The sequence below is a fragment of the Paenibacillus sp. F024 genome (assembly GCF_057814255.1).
Window position 1 is genome coordinate 756,231 of sequence record NZ_JBVASZ010000001.1, and the last position, 23,761, is coordinate 779,991.

General features: G+C 50.4%; 19 protein-coding genes. 2 read left to right on the forward strand and 17 right to left on the reverse strand.

The features are described from left to right. Positions 1-162: 162 nt before the first annotated feature. From ACZYR9_RS03725 to ACZYR9_RS03750, 6 genes are all read right to left on the reverse strand, one after another. Entirely contained in the window at positions 163-1,227 is a 1,065-nt protein-coding gene (locus ACZYR9_RS03725; RefSeq protein WP_488977086.1) for a glycoside hydrolase family 88/105 protein, read from the reverse strand. Beyond that, complete coding sequence (locus ACZYR9_RS03730) at positions 1,224-1,475, reverse strand: hypothetical protein (RefSeq protein ID WP_488977087.1); 252 nt, start codon at positions 1,473-1,475, stop codon at positions 1,224-1,226. Before ACZYR9_RS03730 ends, ACZYR9_RS03725 begins: the two co-directional genes overlap by 4 nt. 60 nt (positions 1,476-1,535) lie before the next feature. Then, entirely contained in the window at positions 1,536-2,186 is a 651-nt protein-coding gene (locus ACZYR9_RS03735; RefSeq protein WP_488977088.1) for an Ldh family oxidoreductase, read from the reverse strand. 196 nt (positions 2,187-2,382) lie between these two features. Then, complete coding sequence (locus ACZYR9_RS03740; RefSeq protein ID WP_488977089.1) at positions 2,383-3,903, reverse strand: extracellular solute-binding protein; 1,521 nt, start codon at positions 3,901-3,903, stop codon at positions 2,383-2,385. 112 nt (positions 3,904-4,015) lie between these two features. After that, entirely contained in the window at positions 4,016-4,891 is an 876-nt protein-coding gene (locus ACZYR9_RS03745) for a carbohydrate ABC transporter permease (protein WP_488977090.1), read from the reverse strand. A 21-nt stretch (positions 4,892-4,912) separates the two neighbouring features. Further along, a complete protein-coding gene (locus tag ACZYR9_RS03750; RefSeq protein ID WP_488977091.1) occupies positions 4,913-5,869 on the reverse strand; it encodes an ABC transporter permease in 957 nt (318 codons plus the stop codon). A gap of 490 nt (positions 5,870-6,359) precedes the next feature. Between ACZYR9_RS03750 and ACZYR9_RS03755 the strand changes: the two genes are divergently transcribed. After that, positions 6,360-7,112, forward strand: coding sequence for a stalk domain-containing protein (locus ACZYR9_RS03755; protein WP_488977092.1), 753 nt, complete (start codon positions 6,360-6,362; stop codon positions 7,110-7,112). Between the two features lie 93 nt (positions 7,113-7,205). Here the strand turns inward: ACZYR9_RS03755 and ACZYR9_RS03760 are convergent, their stop codons facing one another. The 6 genes from ACZYR9_RS03760 to ACZYR9_RS03785 are packed head-to-tail and all read right to left on the reverse strand — an operon-like array spanning position 7,206 to position 14,784. Continuing rightward, positions 7,206-8,495 (reverse strand): MFS transporter, encoded by a 1,290-nt coding sequence (locus ACZYR9_RS03760; protein WP_488977093.1) that lies wholly within the window; start codon positions 8,493-8,495, stop codon positions 7,206-7,208. After that, positions 8,482-10,509 (reverse strand): ABC transporter ATP-binding protein, encoded by a 2,028-nt coding sequence (locus ACZYR9_RS03765; RefSeq protein ID WP_488977094.1) that lies wholly within the window; start codon positions 10,507-10,509, stop codon positions 8,482-8,484. The genes ACZYR9_RS03760 and ACZYR9_RS03765 overlap by 14 nt, the downstream gene beginning before the upstream one ends. A gap of 44 nt (positions 10,510-10,553) precedes the next feature. Further along, positions 10,554-11,453 (reverse strand): ABC transporter permease, encoded by a 900-nt coding sequence (locus ACZYR9_RS03770; RefSeq protein ID WP_488977095.1) that lies wholly within the window; start codon positions 11,451-11,453, stop codon positions 10,554-10,556. 28 nt (positions 11,454-11,481) lie between these two features. Next, entirely contained in the window at positions 11,482-12,429 is a 948-nt protein-coding gene (locus ACZYR9_RS03775; RefSeq protein ID WP_488977096.1) for an ABC transporter permease, read from the reverse strand. Positions 12,430-12,450: 21 nt separating this feature from the next. Beyond that, positions 12,451-14,028: an ABC transporter substrate-binding protein gene (locus ACZYR9_RS03780; RefSeq protein WP_488977097.1), complete on the reverse strand. Its 1,578-nt coding sequence runs from the start codon at positions 14,026-14,028 to the stop codon at positions 12,451-12,453. Between the two features lie 51 nt (positions 14,029-14,079). Further along, positions 14,080-14,784, reverse strand: coding sequence for an isochorismatase family protein (locus ACZYR9_RS03785; protein ID WP_488977098.1), 705 nt, complete (start codon positions 14,782-14,784; stop codon positions 14,080-14,082). Positions 14,785-14,989: 205 nt separating this feature from the next. Between ACZYR9_RS03785 and ACZYR9_RS03790 the strand changes: the two genes are divergently transcribed. Continuing rightward, entirely contained in the window at positions 14,990-15,928 is a 939-nt protein-coding gene (locus tag ACZYR9_RS03790; protein WP_488977099.1) for a LysR family transcriptional regulator, read from the forward strand. Here ACZYR9_RS03790 and ACZYR9_RS03795 read toward each other — a convergent pair. The 5 genes from ACZYR9_RS03795 to argH all read right to left on the reverse strand — a co-directional run bounded on the left by ACZYR9_RS03795 (position 15,921) and on the right by argH (position 23,731). Then, a complete protein-coding gene (locus tag ACZYR9_RS03795) occupies positions 15,921-16,625 on the reverse strand; it encodes an isochorismatase family protein (RefSeq protein ID WP_488977100.1) in 705 nt (234 codons plus the stop codon). The two genes, ACZYR9_RS03790 and ACZYR9_RS03795, sit on opposite strands and share 8 nt — an antisense overlap. 234 nt (positions 16,626-16,859) lie before the next feature. After that, a complete protein-coding gene (locus ACZYR9_RS03800; protein WP_488977101.1) occupies positions 16,860-20,207 on the reverse strand; it encodes a S8 family serine peptidase in 3,348 nt (1,115 codons plus the stop codon). Between the two features lie 250 nt (positions 20,208-20,457). Next, positions 20,458-21,204, reverse strand: coding sequence for a PIG-L deacetylase family protein (locus tag ACZYR9_RS03805; protein ID WP_488977102.1), 747 nt, complete (start codon positions 21,202-21,204; stop codon positions 20,458-20,460). Positions 21,205-21,218: 14 nt separating this feature from the next. Further along, a complete protein-coding gene (locus ACZYR9_RS03810; protein ID WP_488977103.1) occupies positions 21,219-22,223 on the reverse strand; it encodes an N-acetylglucosamine kinase in 1,005 nt (334 codons plus the stop codon). Then, positions 22,223-23,731: an argininosuccinate lyase gene (argH, locus tag ACZYR9_RS03815; RefSeq protein ID WP_488977147.1), complete on the reverse strand. Its 1,509-nt coding sequence runs from the start codon at positions 23,729-23,731 to the stop codon at positions 22,223-22,225. The genes ACZYR9_RS03810 and argH overlap by 1 nt, the downstream gene beginning before the upstream one ends. Between the last annotated feature and the right edge of the window lie 30 nt (positions 23,732-23,761).

The window sequence follows — 23,761 nt, forward strand, 5'->3', positions numbered from 1 at the left end:
GAACCTTGTTTCCGGGTTTGGGAAATTCGGTCCTTCAGCTGGTAAACGGAAGCATTCCTCCATTCACATCTCTCCGATGCCTGTCAGCCCCTCATCTGTATCGATTTCTACAATCACATGCCTGCTGACAAAGCCAGTATGTCTGGGCACGCCGACAATAATTCATCTGGCATCCGAGATTTCCATGGCCAACTCTCCTTTGACGGCTTCGGAAAATGCCAGCAAAGCCAGACCTTGGGTGAACGGCGTAATATCAAACGCAATGTTATTGTATTCCAAGGCGTTCGCTTTCACTGGAGTACCCGTGGATCCCCCCGTGACATATCCTTGCAGATCGATCTTGTCCACCATGGCCGAGAATGCCCGCTCGCTCATATCGCGGAATTTCGGGTCTATCATGCCAAGACGGATTCCCTTCATGACGCCATAGGCGACACCTGCCGTTACCGAGGTCTCCAGGTAAGTATCCTCGCAATTCAATACGGTTCTCCATAAACCGGAGGGGTCCTGAAGCCTGGCTAACTCCTCCAGCTGTTTGTGAAGAGTTTCGGTCAGCTCCTGGCGTTCCGGCAAATCTTCGGGTGCGGTTTCCAGCAAATCCACCGTCCCGGCTGTCATCCAGGCATTTCCGCGACCCCAATGAACACCAATCGGTTTACGCTCCACATCATGCCAGCCGTGTACGAACAGCTCCGCCTGCGGGTCAAACAGCAGCTTATAATGAATATCAAGCTGCCTGTAGGCTTCTCGTCTGTACGCTTCATTGTGCAAAGCCAGTCCCCTTTGCGCCAAATACAGCAAGCTCATAAAAATCGTGTCCGCCCATACCTGGTGTGCCCAGTTATTGTCCAAAACCGTATGCTCCAATGCTCCGGAGGGAGTACGGCGGCCCTCTATCATCAGATAGCGGTCAAACGTTTGGAATACTTGTTCATATTTTTCGTCTTTAACACGCTCGTTCAGCTCTAGCATGGTCATTAATAGGGAATTCGAATTCACGCATATTTTCTCAATGGAGTCAATCCGTTGATCGATCCACTGCTTCATCTTCGTAGGAATTTCCTCATCCTTAGTGATTTCATACGTTTTCCATAAGCCATAAAATGCAATCCCGATAGCCCAATCCCACCTGCGCCAGCGTATGCCCCCGGGCTGGTCCGAATGTTCAAAGCTTAAAGCCAGTGTACGCGTTGCCATAAGCTTTAACAATTCCAAATGGTTCATCATTTCAACTCCTTTACTAAATCATCTGCCTTTCGGGAAAGCAGCCCAGCATTCTTAAAATAAAGAATGGACGGGACATCTAGGCTTTCGATCACCTTTCGGTAATAAGAAATTGCGCCATTCATCCCATCCCTCTTCCCTTCGCTAGGATATATAGGCTTGAATGTTGACTCCGTTGTATCGGCCGGCTTGCCGCGTACCGTCTCTTCGATCTTTTCCTGCATGCGTCGGCCGAATTCTTCCAAATCCATAAAGGCGTCGACCTTGATCGCTCCGAAAAAATGCCCGACCCGCTGAGGTTCCGGATCCTCTTACATCCTTGGCACCCGCTTGCCGAACAAGGCTCCTGTCAGGACGCCGGATAAAATGTCCACCATAATCGCTAGGCCTGAACCCTTGGAGCCCATAGGCAGCAGGAAGCCTTCCAAGGCCGCGGTCGGATCGGTCGTAGGTTCGCCGTCCTTCGTAATGGCCCAGCCCTCCGGGATCGATTCGCCTTTCGTTTTGGCAACCATAATTTTGCCTCCGGCTACATTGCTGGCGGCCATATCCAGCACAACCGAATCCTTGCCTCTGCCGGCAGGCACGGCAATGGACAAGGGATTCGTTCCGAGCGAAGGCTCACTGGAGCCAAACGGCACCATCGCCGCCGAGCTGTTGGTCATGGCGATGCCAATACAGCCCTCCCCGGCAGCCATCCGGGAATAATAAGAGCAGGTACCGAAATGGTTGGAATTGTTTACTCCGACAAATGCCGTACCGTAGGCCTTCGCTTTTTCGACGGCTGCTTTCATCGCTTGAACGGAGACGACCTGTCCCCAGCCGTTACCGGCATCATACATGGCCATGGTCGGTGTCTCGGACAAAAGTGTGATGCTTGTGCTTCTTTCAATCAAGCCTTGTTCCATTCTTTTCAGGTATCCCGGTACACGGGAGACGCCATGGGATTCGACGCCCAGCAAGTCGGCATCCACCAAATTTCCGCAATGATGGCCGCCTCTTGCCCGGGAAGCGACTTTGCAAACACGGGCTTGCAAAAGGCTCTTAACGCATCGGCCTACACCGTGACTTTAATGTTTCACTCCGTATCCTCCGGTTTTCTATCTGTTTCGTATGCATGAACAGCTTCATACAGAAGCTGTTCATGCGCGGCTGTTCCTATTTTTTCTGTTTGTTGTACTCCGCCGTAAACTCTTCCATAACCTGAGCGCCGCCTGCTTTTTTCCATCTTTCCAGTTCCGCTTCCCAGCCTGCATCGTCGATTTTACCCATAATGTATTTCGTCTGGGCATCGCGAATCATCGTATCCAGCTCGGCGCCCTTTTCCACATAGGTCATCGATGTAAGCGTTAAGGCCACATTCGGGACCACATTTTGCAGGTTATCGGCAACCACCTTCCAGCCCTTGGCCTGCAGCTCGTTTAATTCCAATGGAAGACCGGTACCCGTAACCTCAAACGACGGCAGACTGTCGCGATATGGCTTCACCTCGAGGTTAAACAGTGTCAAATCCTTAAACTTGGCTTTGCCTTCAGGCGTCTTGTCAAAGTGTTTGCCTTCAAATCCTCTTGTCAGCAGCGTAGACATTTCCGGTTCCAGAAGCTGATCGAAGAAGCCCAGCAGACGCTTTAGCTCCGCCTCATCCTTTACGCTGGATTTCGGGAAAACGAAAAACCCGTTGTTCCCCGGCTCGGCTGGTACGCGATTGCCGGAAGGTCCCATGTAAGGCGCGATATCTACAACAGCCTTTGGATTAGCCTTGGATACGTTGTCAAAAGACGTGGCTGCCGCAGAGGCCACCGTATTAATCCGGATGGCGACTTTTCCCGCATTCCATTTGTTGTCTGCATCCGCCGCTTGAACAACGGAAAAATCCTGGTTGATTAATTTTTCCGCATACGCTCTTTTGAGCAGCTTCATCGTATCCTGGTATGGCTTCGTCATAAATTCAGGTACGACCTTCCCGTTTTCGATCCCCCACTTATTAGGAGCCCCTTGCGAAACCGAAAGACGAGTCATAAACGAATTGCTAAGGGCCGCGTCGTTGTACGATCTGTCCATAAAAAATGCGTATGTGTCCGCTTGCCCGTTTTTGTCCGGATCGCTCCCAGCAGCCGTTTTCATCAAGTTATACCAGTCATCCAACGTTACCGGCGGCTTCAGACCCAAGGCGTCAAACCAATCCTTGCGGTGAATGATTCCGGCACGTCCGATATCCCGGTACAGCGGCAATCCGTACAGCTTGCCGTCCACTTTGATATTATCGTAATACATCGGGTTGGCAGAAGATATATTCTTGTATTCGCTTAAGTAGGGGCCGATTTCCCAAAACAATCCGGATTGGATGGCATTGAGGGTCGTGGCGTTATACGTTAATTTAAAAGCTTTGGGCATTTCGTTGGAAGCAATCATGATATTCTTTTTGTCTTCAAAAGCAGCTTGGGGAATCCATTGAATATCCACCTTGGAATTTGTATATTTCTCGATCGCCAGCTCAACGTCACTGTCTTTTTTAGGAGCTTCCCCAACCTGCTGTGTAGCGATGGTCACCTCAAGAGGTGAATTGTCTGGCTGTCCCTCCACTCCTTGCTGCGGTTCACTTTTTTCAGCGCACGCTGCAAGCGTACCTGCGCTCAAGGCCAACGATAATAGCAAAGCGGTATAACGTTTTCTTTTCATTAGTTACCCCTCCTCAATTATAATCCGGCATAAGCTTGCTAGAGAAAAACTTCTTCATCGAAGTATTTTCTGCAAAACCCAACCCACGGGACTTTCCGGATCATCTTTCCAATCATCCTTTTACCGAGCCTAACAGGACGCCTTTGGCAAAATGCTTATGCAAAAACGGATATACCAAAACTATAGGAATGGTCGCAACGACAATGGAAGCCATTCGTATCGTTTGAGGCAAATAATCCATCGGATCCTGCTGGGAAGTGGAATCTCCAATACGGTCCTGGGACATCAAAACGATCTGCCTTAATACGATCTGCACCGGCCATTTCTCGGAATCGTTGATATACATGACCGCATTAAAAAACGTATTCCAATGCCCCACCGCGTAAAATAATCCGAAGGTCGCCATGGCCGGCATCGATAAGGGGATGACGATCCGAAACAAAATGCCCAAATCGTTGCAGCCGTCCATTTTCGCCGAGTCTTCCAAGCCGTCGGGAATCTGTTGAAAAAAGTTTTTCAGAACGATTAAGTTAAACGCACTGATGGCTGACGGGATCATAAGAGACCAGTAGGTGTCAATCATACCTAAAGATCTGACGACGAAATAGGTAGGGATCATGCCCCCGCTGAACAGCATCGTAATCAGAACCATCAAAAGTATCGGACGGCGACCCCGTAAATTCGTACGTGCTAAAGGGTATGCCATAAGCGAAGTGAACAGCAGATTGATGAACGTCCCTAGTACAGCTACGTAGATCGATACAACTATGCTTCTGACCATGGTGTCCGTTGAAAAAATGTATTTATAGGCGGCCATGGTGAATTCAGAAGGAAACAACAGCAGTCCCCCCTGGGAAACTTCCTTCGGTGTAGCAAAGGAAACGGCAATAATATAAACGAACGGAATGACAGTAACAATAGAGATGATAAACAGGAGAGAATAGTTCACCGTATTGAATATCCTGTTGCTTAAGGATTTGTCTTCCATGCTTTAAGCCTCCCCGATGTTTTAGTAGACGCCCTCTTCGCCGAATTTCTTCGCCAGCCAGTTGGCGCCGACGACCAGCACCAGGCCGACAAGCGATTTGAACATCCCGACAGCCGCACTGTAGCTGTACTGGGCCTGTGTCAAGCCCTTCACATAGACATAGGTATCGAACACTTCCCCGACTTCCCGGTTCATCGAATTAAGCATCAGGAAGATGTGCTCAAAACCGATATCCAAAAAGCTCCCTAAACGGAGGATAAACAAGATGACAATGGTACTGCGTATAGCAGGCAGAGTGATATGCCATAGCTGTCGCCAACGGCCTGCTCCATCGATACGAGCCGCTTCATATAGCTGCAGATCGACCCCCGAGAGAGCCGCGAGGAAAATGATCATTCCCCAGCCCGCTTCTTTCCAGATGGATTGGCTGATGATCATCGTCCGGAACCATTCCTCGCTGAGCAGAAACGGAATTTTCTCCATCCCCATCTGTGCGATCATCTCGTTGACGATCCCGCCCTCGGTCGTAAAAAGCACATAGAATATGCCGACGGCAACAACCCATGAAACAAAATGCGGCAAATACAGCAGCGTCTGCGCAAACCGTTTGAACATTTCCTTGCGGACTTCATTTAACATCAGTGCTAAAACAATGGGAAGCGGAAAAAAGAACACGAGATTGTAAATCGCAAGCAGCAGCGTATTTCGAAGCAGCATCCAAAATTGCGGTTCCGAGAAAAATCGTTCGAAATGCTTCAGTCCTACCCATGGGCTGCCCATAAATTCCAAATGAGGCTTGTAGTCCTGAAATGCCATGATCAAGCCCCACATCGGCACATATTTAAATATTAGAAAATACAAGAGCCCGGGCAATAAAAGCAAATACAGCCACCGGTCTCTTATGAAGTCCCGCATAAGCGGCGAACGTTTTATTCGCGTGGCTTGAACAAGGGGTGACTGAACATCATACTCCTGCATCGTCCGTTGACCTCCTGACTGGAATGATCAGAATCTGTAACAGCGCTTACATTTCATATCATAGGTTCGATCCCCATGACTGGCAATAGTACTGATTCAACCGATTCGTATTAGGGGCTGACATGCAAGTGGAACAAGGGTTTTGGTCTATTTAGCCTGGTGCATTATCATTCTTTGCAGCCGCATCGTACTGGTTTAACCATCTGTAGTGATAGTGCATATTTATAGCAAACCTATAGAAAAATTTAGAATTTATTTCTTGTTTTGAGATAATCTGGTTGGCAAGATTATTTTGATAGCGCATATATATAACATCACGTTTCCAAAAGCACATCATGAATCTTAAGAGGATAGCATGACTTATACACTTAGAAAGACTGGGGGGCTTTATGAAAAAAGCGGTAATGAGCCGCTCACTGAAATGCAGTCCGCTTTACTGGCCAACGTTGTTATTTTGAAACCAATACATACTAAGGAGTGTGTTTAAGAAATGAAAAAAACGATCCTCCTATCATTAACCCTGTTTTTGGCATCCGCCGGCTCAGCGTTTGCTCACGGCACCCCCGCTGCCGTTGAAAGCGTTCCAGCCGCTGAACGAAGTGTTCCGGCTGCCGTAAAAAATATCGCAAAGGATACTCTAACCGTGCTGGTTAACGGGGTTGAAGTCAAATCTCAGGCGAACCATCAAAATACCGAAGGCAATGTTTATGTATCCGTCTCCGCCTTTGCCGAGCTTTTCGGGAAGACCTCCGAGCTGAGCGCCGACCAAAAAACGGCTCAGTTCAATGACAAAACGATCAATGTTCAAATCAACAATGGCGAGCCGACCGCATGGGTACGAGATTTGGCGGCTGCCGTAAGCGCGCAAAACGTGTCTTGGGATCAGGAAAGCAAAGAAGTGTACGTCCTCGCTCTGCCTGAAGGCACCATCCAGCTTGAGCCTGGAGTCGTACCGGCCATGGGCGAGCACTGGGCTAATCCGGCTGCAGGCGAACTGCCGAACGGACCGATTTATGGGGTGTACAACGGAAAGCTCGTCTTCCTTGAATACATGATCGATCAGAAGCACTTCGCCGAAGGTAAAAGCTTTGTTAACCTGCCGGGAATGAAAGGCGTGCCTTCTCCGGCAGTTGTGCAGACGGATATTGAATTTGTGCCGAACGGTCATCCCGGATTTGAAATTCCACATTACGATATTCATATGTATTTTATCACTGAAGAAGAGCAGCAAAGCATCAAGTAAAAAGCAATAAACCGGAGATATCCTCTCCGGCAATCCTACATACAACGGCCCGGACCCGTTCGCAAGGAACAGGCCCGGGCCGTATATGCATCATCAGGAGGAAGCCTTCTTCGATGGAGGGGAAACAAAGGACGCAGGAGCTTTGTCAACCCTTTCCAGGCCCGCGGTCTTTAAACCCCATTTGGCGGAGGAGTAGATAGAAAAACCAAGAATGGTCGCTACCAGGAATGCGCCTCCCGTATAAAAAGCGACGGTTAGTCCCAGGGATTGCCCTAACACACCAAACATGGCCGGACTGATAATCTGTGAAAAGCGGTTCATTAAAAGCCGGAGTCCCATCAGTTTTCCACGGTCTGCCTCCTCTGTATCATTCACCATAATCATCATGCTCACCGGAAGATTAATGCCAACCGCACTGCCCATAATCATAACCAAAACGATAATCCCGGCCGTATGCAAAACGGCGATCGGAGTAAAAACGAGGCACACGGAAGCAATCAACCCGGCAAAAATCAGAATGCGTTCCAAATGAGTCCTTTTCATAATCCAGCCCAAAGCAAATCGGGACATCATTCCCGCTAATCCCTGAACCGAAATAATGATAGAAATCAGCAGTGTCGTGTAGCCTTTTTCGTCCAAATAGATCGGCACAAAGCTCGTGAACAGCACTTGTATATACATAATGAGAAAGGTTCCGATTAAACCGAACTGTACGGCCCGGCTTTTGGTTAAATGGATCCCGCTCATGTAGCTGTTCATGATTCCTTTGAGCTTGAGCAGTTCTTTAGCGGCCATTTGATTTCCTTCCGAAGCCTTTCGGTAACCTTTAGCAATCACAAGTAATAAGATCAGGAATATCACAGAAATGGCGCAAGCCGCTCCGAAGGTCACTTTATATCCTAAAAGCTTCGACGTGAACAAAGAGGTCAGCGCTCCGCCGATCAGCGGTCCCAGCATCCCCCCGGCCGACATCCACATCGAGTATTTCTTAATATTTTCATTCCGTTCGTTTTTCGAGCCTTCGGAGACCATAACCTGAAGAGAAGAGGCCATAATGATAATGCTGGCTCCCATGAACAGCTGGGAAACAGCCAGCAGAAACAACCCGTTTGCTATCATATTCGTAAACAGCGACAAGATCAGGAGCACACTGCCGATTTTCAGCATTTTGACCGCACCGATCAGATCGATCAGCTGTCCGACGGGCATGGCGATAAATATCGGGAGCAAGGAGCGCAGGGTAACCATAAAACCGATTGCCGCCATCGATGCCCCCAATTCCTGGGCGTAAAGGGTGAAAAACGGCTGCGCCATACCCGTAATGGTGAAAAAAAAACCTCCCCCATAGATGGCAAATTTGCGGTAGAAGTCAGGAGACAGCATGGCAGGCAACCTTTCGCAGCGCCATTTTGTCCGTTAAGACCGGCTTTTCCTTCGAGCACTGTTCCGTCGCCATCGGACATCTTGTACTGAACGCACAGCCCTGGGGAGGATTTGCCGGACTTGGCATTTCACCTGACAGCAGCTTGATGCTCCGTCCTTCCTCCACGAAAGGATCCGGAACGGGAACGGCAGCTAGCAGCGCCTTCGTATACGGATGGGCAGGATGAGTAAATACTTCTTCAGCGGGACCGAATTCGACGATCTCCCCCAAATACATGACGGCAATGGAATCGGAAATATACCGTACTGTGGACAAATCATGCGAAATAAAAATAAAGCTTAGCCCCATTTCCTCTTTCAAATCACAAAGCAAATTAATAATTTGCGCGCGTACCGATACGTCCAGCGCCGAAGTCGGCTCATCGGCCACTACGACGGAAGGATTAAGCGCAAGGGCCCGGGCTACTCCAACACGCTGACGCTGCCCACCGCTTAATTGGCTCGGATACCGGTCCAGATAAGCAGGATCCAAGCCGACCTTTTGGATCAAATCCCTGACCTTCCACCTTCGTTCCTCCCGTGTCCCGATGTTTTGGACATTCAGCGGCTCCGCAATAATATCCCCTATACTCATCTTCGGGTTAAACGAGGAGTAAGGATCCTGAAATACAATTTGAATATTCCCATCCACATGGATACTGCCGGAAGTGGGCTGTTCAAGCTGCAGCATCATTCTCGCCGTAGTGCTTTTGCCGCAGCCGCTTTCGCCTACAATCCCGATCGTCTCCCCTTGCTTTAAGGTCAGGTCAATCCCGTTAACGGCACGAATCTCAACCGGTTTTTTCCACGGCAGGACGGATGTCTTCTTGTAATGCTTGCGCAATTCCCGGATTTCGAGCACGGGTTCGGGCCGGTTACGGTCTGTTTTTTTATTTTTCGTGTCCGATTCCACGAGTGCGGGAGCCTCCTTCTTCCTGCCGCCTAACAAGCCGATCACCTTGTCTTCCCCCTCGGACATCATGCCATTCAATTCCCAACAAGCCGCCAGGTGCTGTCCTCCTCTTATCGTCAGAGCCGGCATATTATGGTAGCAGCGGTCGGAAGCTACAGGACATCGTTCCTTATAAGCACAGCCCGACACTGGATATTTCATATCCGGAGGAAATCCTTGAATCTGCAGCAGCCGCTCTCTCTTTTCTCCATTAACGCTCGGGATCGTCATGAGCAGGCTTTGCGTGTACGGATGCTTGGGCCGCCCGAAAATCTCATGTACGGTTCCATATTCCACGATTTTGCCTGCATACATCACCGCCACTTTCTGTGCGAAGCGTGCCACCAAGCCTAAATCATGGGTTATAAACAGCATGGCGCTGCCCGTTTTCTCCGTAATGTCTTTCATGAGTTCAACAATCTGGGCCTGAATGGTCACATCCAGCGCCGTGGTCGGCTCATCCGCGATGATCAGCTTCGGTTTACAGGATATCGCCATGGCAATCATAACTCTTTGCCGCATACCGCCGCTCATTTCAAACGGATACGACATGATTCTTTTCTCGGCATCGGGAATACCTACACTGCTTAATAACCGGATCGCGTGCTCTTTTGCCTCTTTGGCGCCAAGCTTCAGATGCTTTCGAATCGGTATGACCATTTGGTCCTCAATGCGCATGACCGGATCAAGGGAAGCCATCGGATCCTGAAATACGGTTCCAATGGAGCTTCCGCGCAGCTTGTTGAGCCTGCCGTCGCTCATGCCGAACAATTCCTGATCCTCCAGCTTGACACTGCCTGAGACAACCCTGCCCGGATGGGCAATCAACTGAATTAACGACATCGCCATGGCGCTTTTGCCCGAACCGCTTTCGCCGACAATAGCCAATCGTTCGCCGCGCTGCAAGTCGAAGGAAACCCCGTTTACTGCTTTTACCGTGCCGGAATCCGTAAAAAAGTGAGTATGCAAATCGCGAACCTGCAAAACGGGAACGGACTCTTTGATCATGGGTTCCTTCTCCATGCCACCCGCCTCCTTAGCTTTGAATTGAAATGCTGAATTTACGCTTATTTTCTTGCTTTCGGGTCCAGCGCTTCACGAATGCCGTCGGATAAAAAGTGCAATGCGATGGCAATCAGCAAAATAACGATACCCGGTAGCGTGGAAATCCACCAGGCTTGCTGCAGATACAACTGTCCGTCACGAATGATATTTCCTAAAGACGGAGCCGGCGGGAGAATCCCCAGGCCGAGAAAGCTTAAGCTGGCTTCAACCAAAATGGCATTCGCAGCGGCGATGCTGGCCGCAACGAGCAAAGGCGCTATCGTATTGGGAACGATGTGCTTTGACATCAGCCACCCTTGGGAGGCGTTGACCGTTCTGGCCGCATCAATGAAGGTCCTCGACTTCAGGCTCAGCACCAGCGAACGCTGAAGACGGATAAACCGGGGTACATCGGCCAGCGCAATCGCGCAAATCACCGGAATCGTTCCCGCGCCCAGCACCGCAACCAACCCGATGGCCAGCAGCAATGAGGGAAAGGCCAAGAATATATCCACAATCCCCATAATGACACGGTCCACCGTTTTACCGAAAAATCCGGAAATCGTACCCAGAACAATCCCGAACAGAAGAGCAATGGCTGCGACACTCAACCCGACCAGCATCGATACTTTTATCCCTGATAATGTCCTGCTCAGCACATCTCTGCCCAGCTTATCCGTACCGAAGGGATGCTCCAGCGAGGGGGCCGAGAGGCTCTGCCGGACGTTGGTTTCGAGCGGCGCCGGCAGCGGCAGCACAGGGGATATGACGGCTGACAGCAGAATGGGCGCTAGGATCAGCATGGCCCACATCGCTTTTTTATTCCTGACAAAAAACATGACGTAAGGAATTTTTATTTTTGACCAACGCGGCAATGCAGAGGATTGCCCGATCATCGACGTTTGAACCGCTTCTTGTTTCAAGCTCCATCCCTCCCCTTCTATTCCATATTTAGAACTGAACTCTCGGATCGAACTTTTTGTAAACCAAATCGGTCAAAAAATTGATCGCCACAAACACGAAGGCATAGAATAAGATCACATTTTGGACAAGCGGGTAATCCCGGCTGTTAATGCCGTACACCAGGAGTGAGCCGATCCCCGGTATGGAGAAGATAAATTCGACAATGACGGTACCGTTCAACAGGTTGCCGAAGCTGAGACCAACGACGGTGATGATGGGCAGCATCGCATTTTTTAACGCATGTCTAAACACCACGACGATTTCGGAAGCCCCCATCGCTCTGGCCGTTCTTACGTAATCCTCATTAAGCACCTCTAATACAGCGGTTCGGGTAATTCTTGCCAACGCAGCCATCTGAGTGATGGCAAGCACCAGAATCGGCATTGCCACTCGTAGAAGGAACGTGACCGGATCCTCGAAGCTGATCGTTCCGCTCGCAGGAAACAGGCGCAAATTAAGCGACAGGAACAGCATGAGCAGCAGCGCAGTCCAGAAGGAGGGCATCAGATCCACCACCATAGCGGCCCATGTGATGATATTATCCAGAGCTTTTTTGCCTTTGTGAGCCAGGAAAGCAGCGATCGTGCCAAGCGGAATGGCGATGAGGACCGATAACAGCACCGTGAATACCGCTATAATCAAGGTAACGGGCAAAGCTTTGAGCAGCAGTTCGGCAATCGGTAGGGCTGTGGTAATCGTCGTGCCAAAATCCAGACTAGCTATACTTTTCAAATAGTCGACATATTGAGACCAAAGAGGAGCATGGAGTCCGAGCTTCTCTCTTAGCTCCTCCAGCGCCTCGGCCGATAGGCTGTCTCCGGCGATCGCTGCAGCAGGATCGCCGGGAATCAACCGAATGGAGAAGAACACGAGAGTCACCACACCGAACATCGTAACAAGCAGCTGCAATCCTCTCTTCATGGTGTAGTTGATCATCGCGGTTCACCACCTGGAATGTTATTTGATATCTACATCATAGAAGTTGACCTGCGCTAGTTTATTAATGACCACTCCGTCTACATTCGGTTTGCTTGGCCAGAATACATTCCCTCCGAAGGTAGGCAAATACGGCAGCTCCGTCATCGCAATCCGCTGAATCTCTTCATATAAAAGCTTGCGCTTGTCAGAATCCATCTCAGCCCTCACCGCTTCCAGCTTGGCTGTGACTTCGGGATTGTTGTATCTGGCGCCGTTCAAGCCTTTAGGTGCGATATTATCGGGGTGCAGAAAGCTCGAGAGAATCATATCCGGGTTCACCGCCGGCAGCAGCCGGGTAGCCGTTTCAAACTCACCGCGGTTGCGTTTTTGATTAAAGGTCGGCGTATCGACCAATTCAAACTCCAATTGTATCCCCACCGCTTTAAGATATTCCTGCTCCAGCTGCATTTGATCTGTTACTCCTGTAGCGGAAGTGGCCAGATTTTTGATTTTGAATCCGTTGGCATATCCGGCTTCCTGCAAGAGCCGGTTCGCTTTTTCAGGGTTATACTCATAGACCGGCACGTTCTTGCTGTGGCCTTCAATCCATTCCGGCATCAGATTTTTAGCTCCCATTTGCAGATTCGGAGTTACCCCTTCCGCGATGGCCTGAAAATCAACGGCATGTGCCCAGGCCTGACGCACCTTTGGATTGGATAAAATCGGGTGATCCAAATTGAATACCTTGAGCGATACGGCATAGTTGTCGACCCGATTCATTTTGAAGCCCGCATTCTTCAACGTCTCCAGATTCTCCTCGCGATTGGTGCGCATGAGCACGTCGATCTCGCCGTTTTGCAAAGCAATCGCAGCGGTGGCATCGTCTTTCATAATCGATAAAACAATCTTGCTGATCGGTGCGGGTCCCTTGTAATACTCCTCATGCCTTACAAGGACGATCTCTGAAGTCGGATCGATCTTCTCCATAGCATAAGGGCCGGTTCCGACTGGATTCCAGCGGATTTGATCTCCAAACTTCTCAACGGCCTCTTTCTTGACAATCTGGCCTTGATGATAGTTTGCCACCTGATGCAGGAAATTTCCGTCAGGGCTCTTCAGTTTAACGACAAACGTATGAGTATCCGGCGCTTCAAAGCTTTCTACGTTGTTGAATTCTGCCGCATAAGGTGAGGCGGTTGCCGGATCCAGAATACGGTTATAAGAGTACAGTACATCGGCGGAGGTAAAATCCCCATATCCTTTTTGCCACTTCACGCCCTTGCGCAGATTGAACTTCCATGTCTTGTTATCCGAGGTCTCCCATGATTCCGCCAGGTCAGGTATAATCGCCCCGGTTGACGAATCATAGGTGGTCAGTCCGCTGAAAATGTTAAACGCAATATTTTCATTCTCAATCCGGAATATATTTGCCGGGTCAAAGCCGGCCGGATCATCATAAAAACGGACCTTCAATACCTTTTCAGCAGTCCCTGCCCCGCCGGAGCTTGTGCCCGGATTCGGATTAGTCTCCGATGCGGTGCCTCCTTTGGTTTCGCATGCCGTCAAAAACATCATGACGATCAATAAGCAGGTAAGGCCCAGTTTCCATGTTCTCATCAGTTGCTCCCCCTCTTATCACAAATCATAATTTCAGCCGGTGAATGACGGTTAAACCAGGCTTTTGTTCTTTACACCAATCTCCTTAAAGTAGTGGATTGCATCAGACAAATTCACTACATCAGCGTACTTTTGATGCATATCATACAAATTGATCCAATGGGACGATTCCGTCCGGTCAAACACACACTCTTCAACAACCCCCATTTTGAATCGATGCGTCGCTCCGTCGACGACCGATGCCCGGACGCACCCGCTGGTCGTCTCCCCACAGCATATGATCGTATCGATGCCAAGACTGATAAGGTGATAGGCCAATGGCGTTCCCTGAAAAGCGCTGGGAGCCGACTTTTCAATAACAAGCTCCCCTTGCATCGGCTTGACTTCATCTACGATTTGCGAGCCGATCTCGCGAAGCTCCTCCGGCATACCCCGTCGCGACGTTCTGGCTATCCAAGGCTTGATCGGCGACGACAGCCCTTTAATATGAATGACAGGAATATCGTTTTCTCTGGCTGCAGCAAGGAGCTCGGCGGTTTGATCCACTGCGGCCCACCCTTCAAGTCCGGTGCTGCCCGGCCATGTTTTCATGGATTCGAAGAGCGGCTCCCGCTTGGTTCCAAGCACGCTGTAGTAAATATCAATAAGAAGCAGGGCCGGCTTTTGTCCGAAGCCTCTTACTTCCTTCTTTCCCCACAGCTCATTATGCTGCTTATCCCGTTCCGACAAAAAACGATCCCATCCTTTTACACTCATTCCAATCTCCTCCGTTTTCATGTTATATTAAATTACATTAAATTAACTTATTTTCTGTGATTCCATCATATTTTCTTTTATTACAGAAGTAAATAATGGAATCTGAATCATTTTATTCATAATTTGAATGAAATCGGATTCAAAACTGCGTAAATTACGCCATTATGTTATTATATATACCATAATATCTGGAGGTGGATTTGAGTTGAACATCGAGCATATTGTGACTTTCTTGAAGGTTTATCAAGTCGGCAGCTTCCAGCAAGCGGCTAACCAATTATATTTGCCCCAGCCCACCGTATCCCACCGGATTAGCCAACTGGAAAAAGAAGTAGGCAACTCTCTGCTGATCCGCGGAAAAGGAAAGGTCAGGCTAACGGAGGAAGGCAAGGCTTTTTTGCCTTATGCCCGGTCGATCGTCGGCGCCGTCCAAGCTGGAAAAGAAGCGGTAGGTCAAGTCAAAGCAGGCACGACCGGAAAGCTGTCAATCGGCTGCAACAGTTCGTTTGCCTCCTGTATTCTCCCTCAGGTGATGGATTCTTTCACGTCCAAACACGCCAACGTATCCATCAAGGTATACTGTTACTCCACATCGGAGCTGGTGCGATTAATCAAGAGCAGAACGTTCCAGCTCGGCATCACGCGTTATACGAGCAATGACACGGATTTGAGCTATCGGCTGGTCTATAGCGAGCCGATCATGCTGTATGTCTCTCCCCGGCACCGCTTTGCCAAGCATAAACGAATCGGACTCGAAGAAATTTTGCAGGAGCCGCTCATTACTTACCAAAAGGATACGCAATCCCGCAAGTTCATTGACGTGACGCTCAATCAGCTGAATTTGACTTATACGCCTAAATTCGAATCCAATAACTTGAGCTTGCTCAAGCATTTCATTCAAATGAATGTAGGCGTGCTTTTTTCCGGTCCTTCATATATGAAAAATGAAGTCAAAAAAAACGAGCTGGTTCAAATCGAAATTGAACACAACCCGTTTCCGTTAAGCCAATTATTTATTCTTTATCGGGAAGGGGAGCTGAACAGCCTGGATCAATTGTTCATACGCCACTTCGAGGATGAAATCAACGATCACAGCAATTGGCCCATAACGTCTCATCAAGCCGGAAGTCTCGACGTTAAATAGCCGGAGCGGGTTCACGCGCCGAAAGATGGTCCAACAGCTCATCGACATGCATCACATCGGCATACTTGTGATGGAGATCGAACAGGCTGATTTTATGTGAAATCGGGCTCCGGTCAAAACAGCATTCTTCAACGACTACCGCGTGATAGCCATGGGAATAAGCGTCGACCGTGCTTGCCCGTACGCAGCCGCTTGTGGATTCGCCGACAATGATCAGGCTGTTGATCCCCATAAGCGTCAAATAAGCGCTCAACGGCGTAGCGTGAAATGCGCTTGCCCTCGTTTTGCTGATGATTAAATCTTCCGGCTTCGGACTGAATTCCGGAAAAATATTATAGGCATCCTCGCTGACGGAGGACGATTTCCGTTTGGTTGCGGATACTTTTTTGCTGTTCGTTCGCGTGATTCTGTCACTGGTCAGATAAATGACAGGCCATTGCAAGGAACGAACCGCCTCGAACACCCTCTTCGTCGGTTCAATGGCCTCCCACGCATGGATGCCGCAGGAGCTGGGAAACTCGTTCTGCAGCTCAAGGACCGGACGGGGACCTCCCTGATAGGCTAGATTATACAAGTCGACCACCAACAGAGCCGGCCGCTTGCCGACGAAGGTTTCCCGGTGATACGGCTTATAGATTTCCAGCACTTCTTGCGGAATGATATCCTTCCAGCAATGATCTTCAAAAGCGTATTTCAAGACAAATCATCCTTTCCGGTTAGAATTCGTTGTCTCTTCTAAGGGTTGCCCGATCTGGATTTCATTTTACGTCATGTAAACTAACGTGTAAATGATGTGATTTGAATCGAATCGTTCATTTTTTGAATGTAACCGCAGTCATTCTCACATAAAGGCCGCTTTGCTGCAAAGCGGTCAAGAGAATAGAAACAAAAAACCTCGTTGGAGGTTTTTTTGCCGTGTTATTTAATATATTTATTTGTACAATGCGTCCATTATACGTTCAAGCACAACAATCGCCTCAGCTCGCGATGCTCGCGCTAGCGGACGGAATGTTCCGTCCGGGAAGCCGTCCAGCAGACCATAGGTCTTGGCCTGTTTAACGCTGTCCTGCGCCCACGGGCTGATGGCCGGCTGGTCCGAGAACGCCTGCAGTTCCGCGGATGGAGTGGTGGCGGGCCCGTTTTTGTAAGTTTGCGCCTTCGCCAGCATAACGGCCATTTGCTCCCGAGTGATCGGGTCGTTCGGCCGGAAGCTCGAGCTCGATACTCCATTGACAATGCCGGTCGCATATACTTGATAAATCGCTTCGTGATACCAAGCATCCGGTGTCACATCGGCGAATGGCCGGGGAGCGCCCGTTTCTTGTAAACGAAGCGAACGCGCTAGAAGCGCGGCAAACTGAGCACGCGTCACCGCACCCTGCGGATCGAACAGCGAATCCGTTACACCGTTGGTAATCCCCCGTCCGCCCATCCTTGCAATGCTTCCACTGGCCCAATGGCCCTCCACATCGCTAAAAGCTACCGATCTTTCCATTACGGCATACTGTGAAAAATGACGGGCATCAAAACCGACGGTTGAATCAGGCTTCACTTGACCTCCAGTGTACCTCCAGCTTTGGCTGGTTGGATTCCACCAATAAACGCCGACGTTGTGCGGATTGAGGATTTGCTTTGCATCCACTGAAAAAGAAATGTGAATCGGCTGCGCAAAGTTTTTTATGATTCCATTGTTGTCCGCCAGCTCAAACCGGTAGCTTCCGAATACCTGATTAGTCCCCTGTGTTGACTCCAATGGGAACGGTTGTGGCGTGGCCCGGGATATGGAAAGCTTCCACCCGGAACCACTGCTGCTGTCTATTACCACAGGCGGTACTTCCATTCTAACCCGGTTGGAACGAATAATGAGCGCCCTGTCAGCCTTGTCAAGGGCCTCTAGGATAGGCGAGCTTAACAGAATATCGACATTTTCATTCCCTACGATGGTAGAAGCGTCTATAGTAATCTGACCATTTCGTACAGCCAATTCACGGTCGATCCTTTCCTTGGAAACCTCAACGACTGTCCGGGTTTCCATAGTAGGCGCAATCACGATTTTTTTCGGGTCGCTTAACGGTGTCGGCACCGCTTCAGGTAACGGTGGCGGTGGCGGCGCTAGGCCTCCGCCTCCGCCACCTCCCCCTCCACCGCTCCATGGCATTGGCCTTTTATTCACTGGCGGAACGGAAGGCTGTGCAGGGGCCGGTGACGCATTCGTTGGGTTCTGTGGAGGTTCCGGGGAAGTAAGAGCCTCCAAAAGATCGGCTGAAGTTGATTCTGCTGGCGTTACATCATACCGGTATTCACGCATCTCGCTTGCGGTATCGTTAGCGACCGTTAACGACTTCACCGTCACCGCCCCCGGCTTATCCAGTACAATCGCCTCCCTATAAAGGGGCGAGGATGGCGACGGGTCAGACCCATCCGTCGTGTAATAGATGGACGCACCGGGAATGCTCGAGCTTAACTGGACTTGCGTACCAACCGGGAGCGTGCCGGAATCATGACTGGCCTCCGGAGCCTCGGGCAATCTTTCGAACTTGACCGTGTTCGAGCGAATAAATTCCTGTCCCACGCCGTCATCCGAATAAGCCTGATAACGTCCGTAATTGATCGGGATGTTCATGTTTCCGTATCCGTCAGTCAACGGAAAGGGCTGTACGGGGTCCGGCGTCCACAAACCGCTTGTAAAGCGCAGCCTGCTGATATTTAATCCGGCTGCCACACCATAGGTCGCACCCGTTACGGTTCCGTATCCATCTGTCGAGGTAAGTGTAAAGGTAACGTTGGGCTGAATTGCATCGTAGGACATTTGCAGCTGCAGCCGAGGAAGCGTAAAAGCCCTTCTGGCATTAATCAGTCCGCTGCCATAGTAGTCCTTGGCATTCGGGCGGATGCCGTTTCTATAGATATTTCCTATTTCAGGCATACGAACGGCGCTATCCGTCACAATATCATACAATTGGTCCTTACTCAGCAAAGGATTGGCCGCTTTGACCAAGGCCGCAAGGCCGGCAACAAAAGGGGTCGCCATGGAGGTGCCCGAATTAAATTGATAGCCTCCCGGAACCGTACTCACTATGTCAACACCGGGAGCAGCCACGGAAACGAACCCGATATTCGAAAAGTCCGCCACTTTCACATCGTCCTCCGGCCTTCCGGTCTGTGACAAGTAATCGACGGCTCCCACGCCGACAACGCCGTCCATACCTGCCGGGAAGGCGGTATGATTGAAATAGCGCTGCGTATCCCTCATCGGATTATGTAAATTTAACGGTTCTCTCCCAATCCAGTGATTGCTCTCATTACCCGATGCTGCAACCACCAAAACCTGATGGTCTATAGCATATTGAATGGCCTCGGACTCAATCCTGTCCCAAGCAACCGCCGGGTTACCATCCTCACCCACAACCAAATTTCCCTGTGCATCCCTCTGGTAGCGATCCCGGCTCAAGCTCAGATTAATGATCGAAGCGCCATGGTCAACCGCCCACTTGATGCCGCTGGCTATGGTTAAGGTATCGCTTACACCGTTAGTGTCTGCTACCTTGACCGGGATGATTTTCACGCCGCCGGCCATTCCGGCCACACCCTCCCCATTGTCCGTAATGGCCGCTGCGATGCCGGCGACATGAGTTCCATGTCCGTGATCGTCACTTGGGTCCGTGTCATTGTTGACGAAATCATATCCGTTGATTTGCCCGTTAACCCGGTCTATCGATGCCGACAAGTCGGGGTGATTCAGGTTCACACCGGAATCAATAATGGCGATTTTGACCTGGCTCCGCCTTTCTGCGCTTATCTGCGCCCAAGCATAAGTTGCTTCAATGACAGATAACCCCCACTGATCGGCATATCCGGGATCGTTCGTTCCGGCAGATGACACCGATAGCGGTTTGGCCGTTGGTTCGGGTTGTACCGTGTCAGGTACGCCTCCTTCGGGCAGTTCCAAACGGTACACATAAACCGGCTGGGCGTATTCGACATGAGGATTATCGTTCAATTCCTCCACCTTACCCCATACATTTTCATGTAGGGGGAGATCAATTATTTTTAAGCTGCGGTCTTCAGATACAAGCGGGGAAGCAGAGCGAATACGAGAATTGTTTTTAACGGACTGTTTATATTTGACGATGATCTTTCCGGGGACAACCTCCGGATTGGTGACAGGATATTCCGTAACAGCTTCTTCGGAAAAAACAGGAGACACGCCTACCCCCAACGGTGAGGCGAGCAATGAAAACAAAGTAATGATTCCAACCCATCGCTTGATTCTCATCATTATTATTTATTCATCCTTTCCACTTCACTCCAGCAGTCGGTTTGGAGATAATTTCGCATGCTGTAAGAATTTTCTTGGTCTATGAATCTTTTAACCAATTCTTCTACTTTGAATCTTTCAACCCCCAAACGGCCGGAAACAACGAAAAAAGTCGAGGAAAAACAGGAGGGAATCCTGCGTCTCGCTCGACTTTTGCATTTCATTTTCGTTCTGAGTCATTCCCGATTTTTTAAAGAGGTATAGAAATCGATTATTGCAGCAGATCCCTAATCGGGACGGTCCCGGGCATTTCCTTTATTTCCACAGCCTTGCCCTGCCGTCTGACCAAGGTATAGTATTCATAATGACCAATTACACCGTAATCCCCCTGCATCACGCCGGGATATGCCCGGTCTACGGAATATACCTGACTCCGGTGAGCTTGAAGCGCTTTGCCTTTATGAATTCGATACCGTTCGATCAAAACCTTTAATGTAACGGGAATCGCCCCTTCGGGGGCCGACGCCTCACAATGATCGTAGTAATGGGGGATCGAAACAAAATACAAGCTTGGCCAGCGCTCCGGCGGAAGCCGCTCTTCCGCCAAGCCCACAGCTTTGACCGTGGCGTCGGAAACCGCGATATGGTCGGGATGGCCGGTAACTCCGTTAGGCGGAAAGGTAATCACGGCGTCGGGCTTGAAGTCACAAATCAAATCTTCTATGCGGCCTGCCAGTTCATCCGGATTTTGCTCCTTTAATTTTCCGTCAGGATAACAAAGCAAAGCCAGCTGTGATACGCCGAGAACGGAGCACGCCTGACGCAGCTCCTTTTCCCGATGGGCGGCCAATTCCCGCTTGGACAAAAAACGGTACTCCCCCGCACGCCCTCCGCAGCCTGAAGTTGCACAGACCAAAAAAATATCATGACCCTGCTCCATGGATTTCGCCATCGTCCCTCCGCACGCGAACGATTCATCGTCCGGATGCGCAAATACAAACAGCAGTCTGCGTCTCATAGGGTCCTCCTCTCTTATTCCTGGATTGGCGGTTGGCTCAGCCTCCGCAGATGAGACAGTCCCATGGCTATCACTCCGTAAATAGGCTCGTTTTCCACGGCATCCACTACAGCAAGAGGGGCGTATTGAAGCAGCTGATCCATGAGAACACGATGCACCCATTCATTGTTTTGTAAAACGCCGCCCTGCAGTATGATTTTAAAACTGCCCTGCCGGATCCCTAATTTCTCCATCACCGCTTTGGCTCCAAGACACAGCTCGTTAGCGGCAATTGTCAAAATGCGCCGTGATACAGGATCCCCTTCAGCCGCCGCCGCACTCACCAGCCTCGAAAGCTCGCCCACCTTTTCAACCGTACAATCGGGTCCATACACCCAATTGAACAAAGCTTCGGGTCCGGCTAATCCCAAATGGGACAAAACCAGATCCTTGAGACGGCTTTTCTCTGCGCGCCCATCCTCCGCTTTCAGGATCGAGACAATGGCCTGTTCGCCAATCCAATATCCGCTTCCTTCGTCACCGACGCGGTGGCCCCAACCGCCGGCTCTGGCCGTTGTTCCCTGCTCATTGATTCCATAAACGATTGACCCCGTACCGGCAATCACCAGAATGCCCGGACGGCCCCCGGTTGCTCCCAGAAGAGCGGCGAATCCGTCGTTTTCTACAATCAGGTGCTTCACCTTTATTCCGAGATGACTTAGGACTTCACGTACCATTTCGATCAAAACGCGGCGGTCATATTCGGTATCTAAACCGGCAAGCCCGAATACGGCGCACTCCACCTCCAAATCCGCGCCCGGCGCTGGGGTCCGGCTGCACTGAAGGCTCCATTGGGAAACGGCCGCTTCAATGGCCAGCCGAATTTCCTGCGCAGCCGCCTCCCTGCCGATACCCTGATAATTGCACGCTCCAGCCCTGCCTTGTCCCACATGGTTTCCATTGCCGTCTAACAATACTGCAAGACATTTCGTACCTCCTCCGTCTACCGCAAGCAGGGAAATGCCATCCCGCTTTGCCATCAGGATTCACTCCATCCCGCCATCGTGCGATCCAGGCGATCCATAGCCGACCGGCATTGATCCCGTGCCGTTTGAAGCCATTCGCTCAAGGAGACCTGCTGTTTCATCCGTTCTCCGATCATTCGTTTCATTTCATTTGGACTTGGCCCCCCGGGCAGTGTCCGGACGGCAACGAAATGAACCGGATCCAGCGACCGTTTCAGGGTTTCTTCATCCAAGGACAAAGGCCCGTTCACCACCTGCAGTGCAGCTTCATTGACCATGTCCAGGGAAATTTCACCAGCTGCGAGCCCCTTGGCCATCGCTTGTTTGACAATGCGGCTGACAATATGATGCGCTTTACGGAAGGAGAGGCCATCGGTGCGAACCAAGGTATCGGCCAGCTCGGTCACCGTGGCGAAGCTGCCCGCGGCCCGTTCGAGAAGCTTCTCCCGATTGACCTCCAATGTACCGATCACCACGGAAAGCAGCCGGTACATTTTCTCCAACATGTCCAGGCTTTTCCAGACATAAGGCTGCATATCGTCTTCCGTATCCACAATATCTCCAAAAGGCGTATTATGCATCATGGTCAGTACGGTGGTTGCATTACCTGTACAGCTGGACAATAAAGAACGCATATGCTCAAAGGAAACAGGATTTCTTTTTTGCGGCATAATGGAGCTGATCTGCACGTAAGGAGCCGAAACCTTCACCGCCCCGAACTCCTGTGTGCACCAGAGCAATAAATCCTGGACTACACGGCCCAAATTAATCGCGGCCAGCTGTACCGAGGCAGCCGCTTCGCCAAGATAGTCCGCTCCGCCGATCGCATCATATGAATTTTCAACCAGGTCGTCAAACGCCAAAAGCTCCATAACCCGCTCCCGGCTGATCGGAAAACCCGAGGTCGTCATAGCCGCAGCTCCCATACAGCTTCGGTTGCAGTTCGCATATGCGGCCATCATCCGGCGGACATCCCTGGTGAGCGAATCGGCCGCAGCGGTCATGTAATGCGCCATCGTCGTCGGCTGGGCCTGTTGGGTATGCGTATAGCCGATCATGACCGTTTCCGCATGCTCTTGTGCAAAAGCAAGGAGGTGCTCTCTTAAACGGAGAGCGGAAGCTATCGTTTGCAAAAGCTTCTCCCGCAGCACCATCCGGTAGATCGTTACCCCCATGTCATTCCGGCTCCGGGCCAAATGCAAATTCCCTGCCGCTTCACCGGCTTTCTCCAGAAGCTCGCTTTCCACCTGAAAAAACAAATCTTCAAATTCCCCCGTATACTGCGATTGCCTGATCTTGTCCAACGTAAGACCCGTAATCGCTTTGGCGATTTGCTTCGCTTCTTCTAAGGGTACCAGCCCCTGCTCGCAAAGCATAATCAGGTGGGCCTTATGAACAGCCATCATCGGATCCAGCAGATGGTTTTTGGCCTCGTTAAATGCCGGTTCAAGCACCACTTCCGCATACGTTTTTCCGGGAAATGCGCTGCCCTCCGATGCCAAGATGCTCTCACGGTAGTCCATGCTGTCGATCACCCTCTCCATCGATACCTT

Excerpts from the sequence above, each read along its gene's own strand:
- ACZYR9_RS03775 (WP_488977096.1), bottom strand. The coding sequence starts at position 12,429 with ATGATCAACTACACCATGAAGAGAGGATTGCAGCTGCTTGTTACGATG.
- ACZYR9_RS03750 (WP_488977091.1), bottom strand. The coding sequence starts at position 5,869 with ATGCAGGAGTATGATGTTCAGTCACCCCTTGTTCAAGCCACGCGAATA.
- ACZYR9_RS03780 (WP_488977097.1), bottom strand. The coding sequence starts at position 14,028 with ATGAGAACATGGAAACTGGGCCTTACCTGCTTATTGATCGTCATGATG.
- ACZYR9_RS03755 (WP_488977092.1), top strand. The coding sequence starts at position 6,360 with ATGAAAAAAACGATCCTCCTATCATTAACCCTGTTTTTGGCATCCGCC.
- ACZYR9_RS03745 (WP_488977090.1), bottom strand. The coding sequence starts at position 4,891 with ATGGAAGACAAATCCTTAAGCAACAGGATATTCAATACGGTGAACTAT.
- ACZYR9_RS03785 (WP_488977098.1), bottom strand. The coding sequence starts at position 14,784 with ATGAGTGTAAAAGGATGGGATCGTTTTTTGTCGGAACGGGATAAGCAG.
- argH (WP_488977147.1), bottom strand. The coding sequence starts at position 23,731 with ATGGACTACCGTGAGAGCATCTTGGCATCGGAGGGCAGCGCATTTCCC.
- ACZYR9_RS03725 (WP_488977086.1), bottom strand. The coding sequence starts at position 1,227 with ATGATGAACCATTTGGAATTGTTAAAGCTTATGGCAACGCGTACACTG.
- ACZYR9_RS03810 (WP_488977103.1), bottom strand. The coding sequence starts at position 22,223 with ATGGCAAAGCGGGATGGCATTTCCCTGCTTGCGGTAGACGGAGGAGGT.
- ACZYR9_RS03765 (WP_488977094.1), bottom strand. The coding sequence starts at position 10,509 with ATGGAGAAGGAACCCATGATCAAAGAGTCCGTTCCCGTTTTGCAGGTT.
- ACZYR9_RS03740 (WP_488977089.1), bottom strand. The coding sequence starts at position 3,903 with ATGAAAAGAAAACGTTATACCGCTTTGCTATTATCGTTGGCCTTGAGC.
- ACZYR9_RS03730 (WP_488977087.1), bottom strand. The coding sequence starts at position 1,475 with ATGGATTTGGAAGAATTCGGCCGACGCATGCAGGAAAAGATCGAAGAG.
- ACZYR9_RS03760 (WP_488977093.1), bottom strand. The coding sequence starts at position 8,495 with ATGCTGTCTCCTGACTTCTACCGCAAATTTGCCATCTATGGGGGAGGT.
- ACZYR9_RS03800 (WP_488977101.1), bottom strand. The coding sequence starts at position 20,207 with ATGATGAGAATCAAGCGATGGGTTGGAATCATTACTTTGTTTTCATTG.
- ACZYR9_RS03805 (WP_488977102.1), bottom strand. The coding sequence starts at position 21,204 with ATGAGACGCAGACTGCTGTTTGTATTTGCGCATCCGGACGATGAATCG.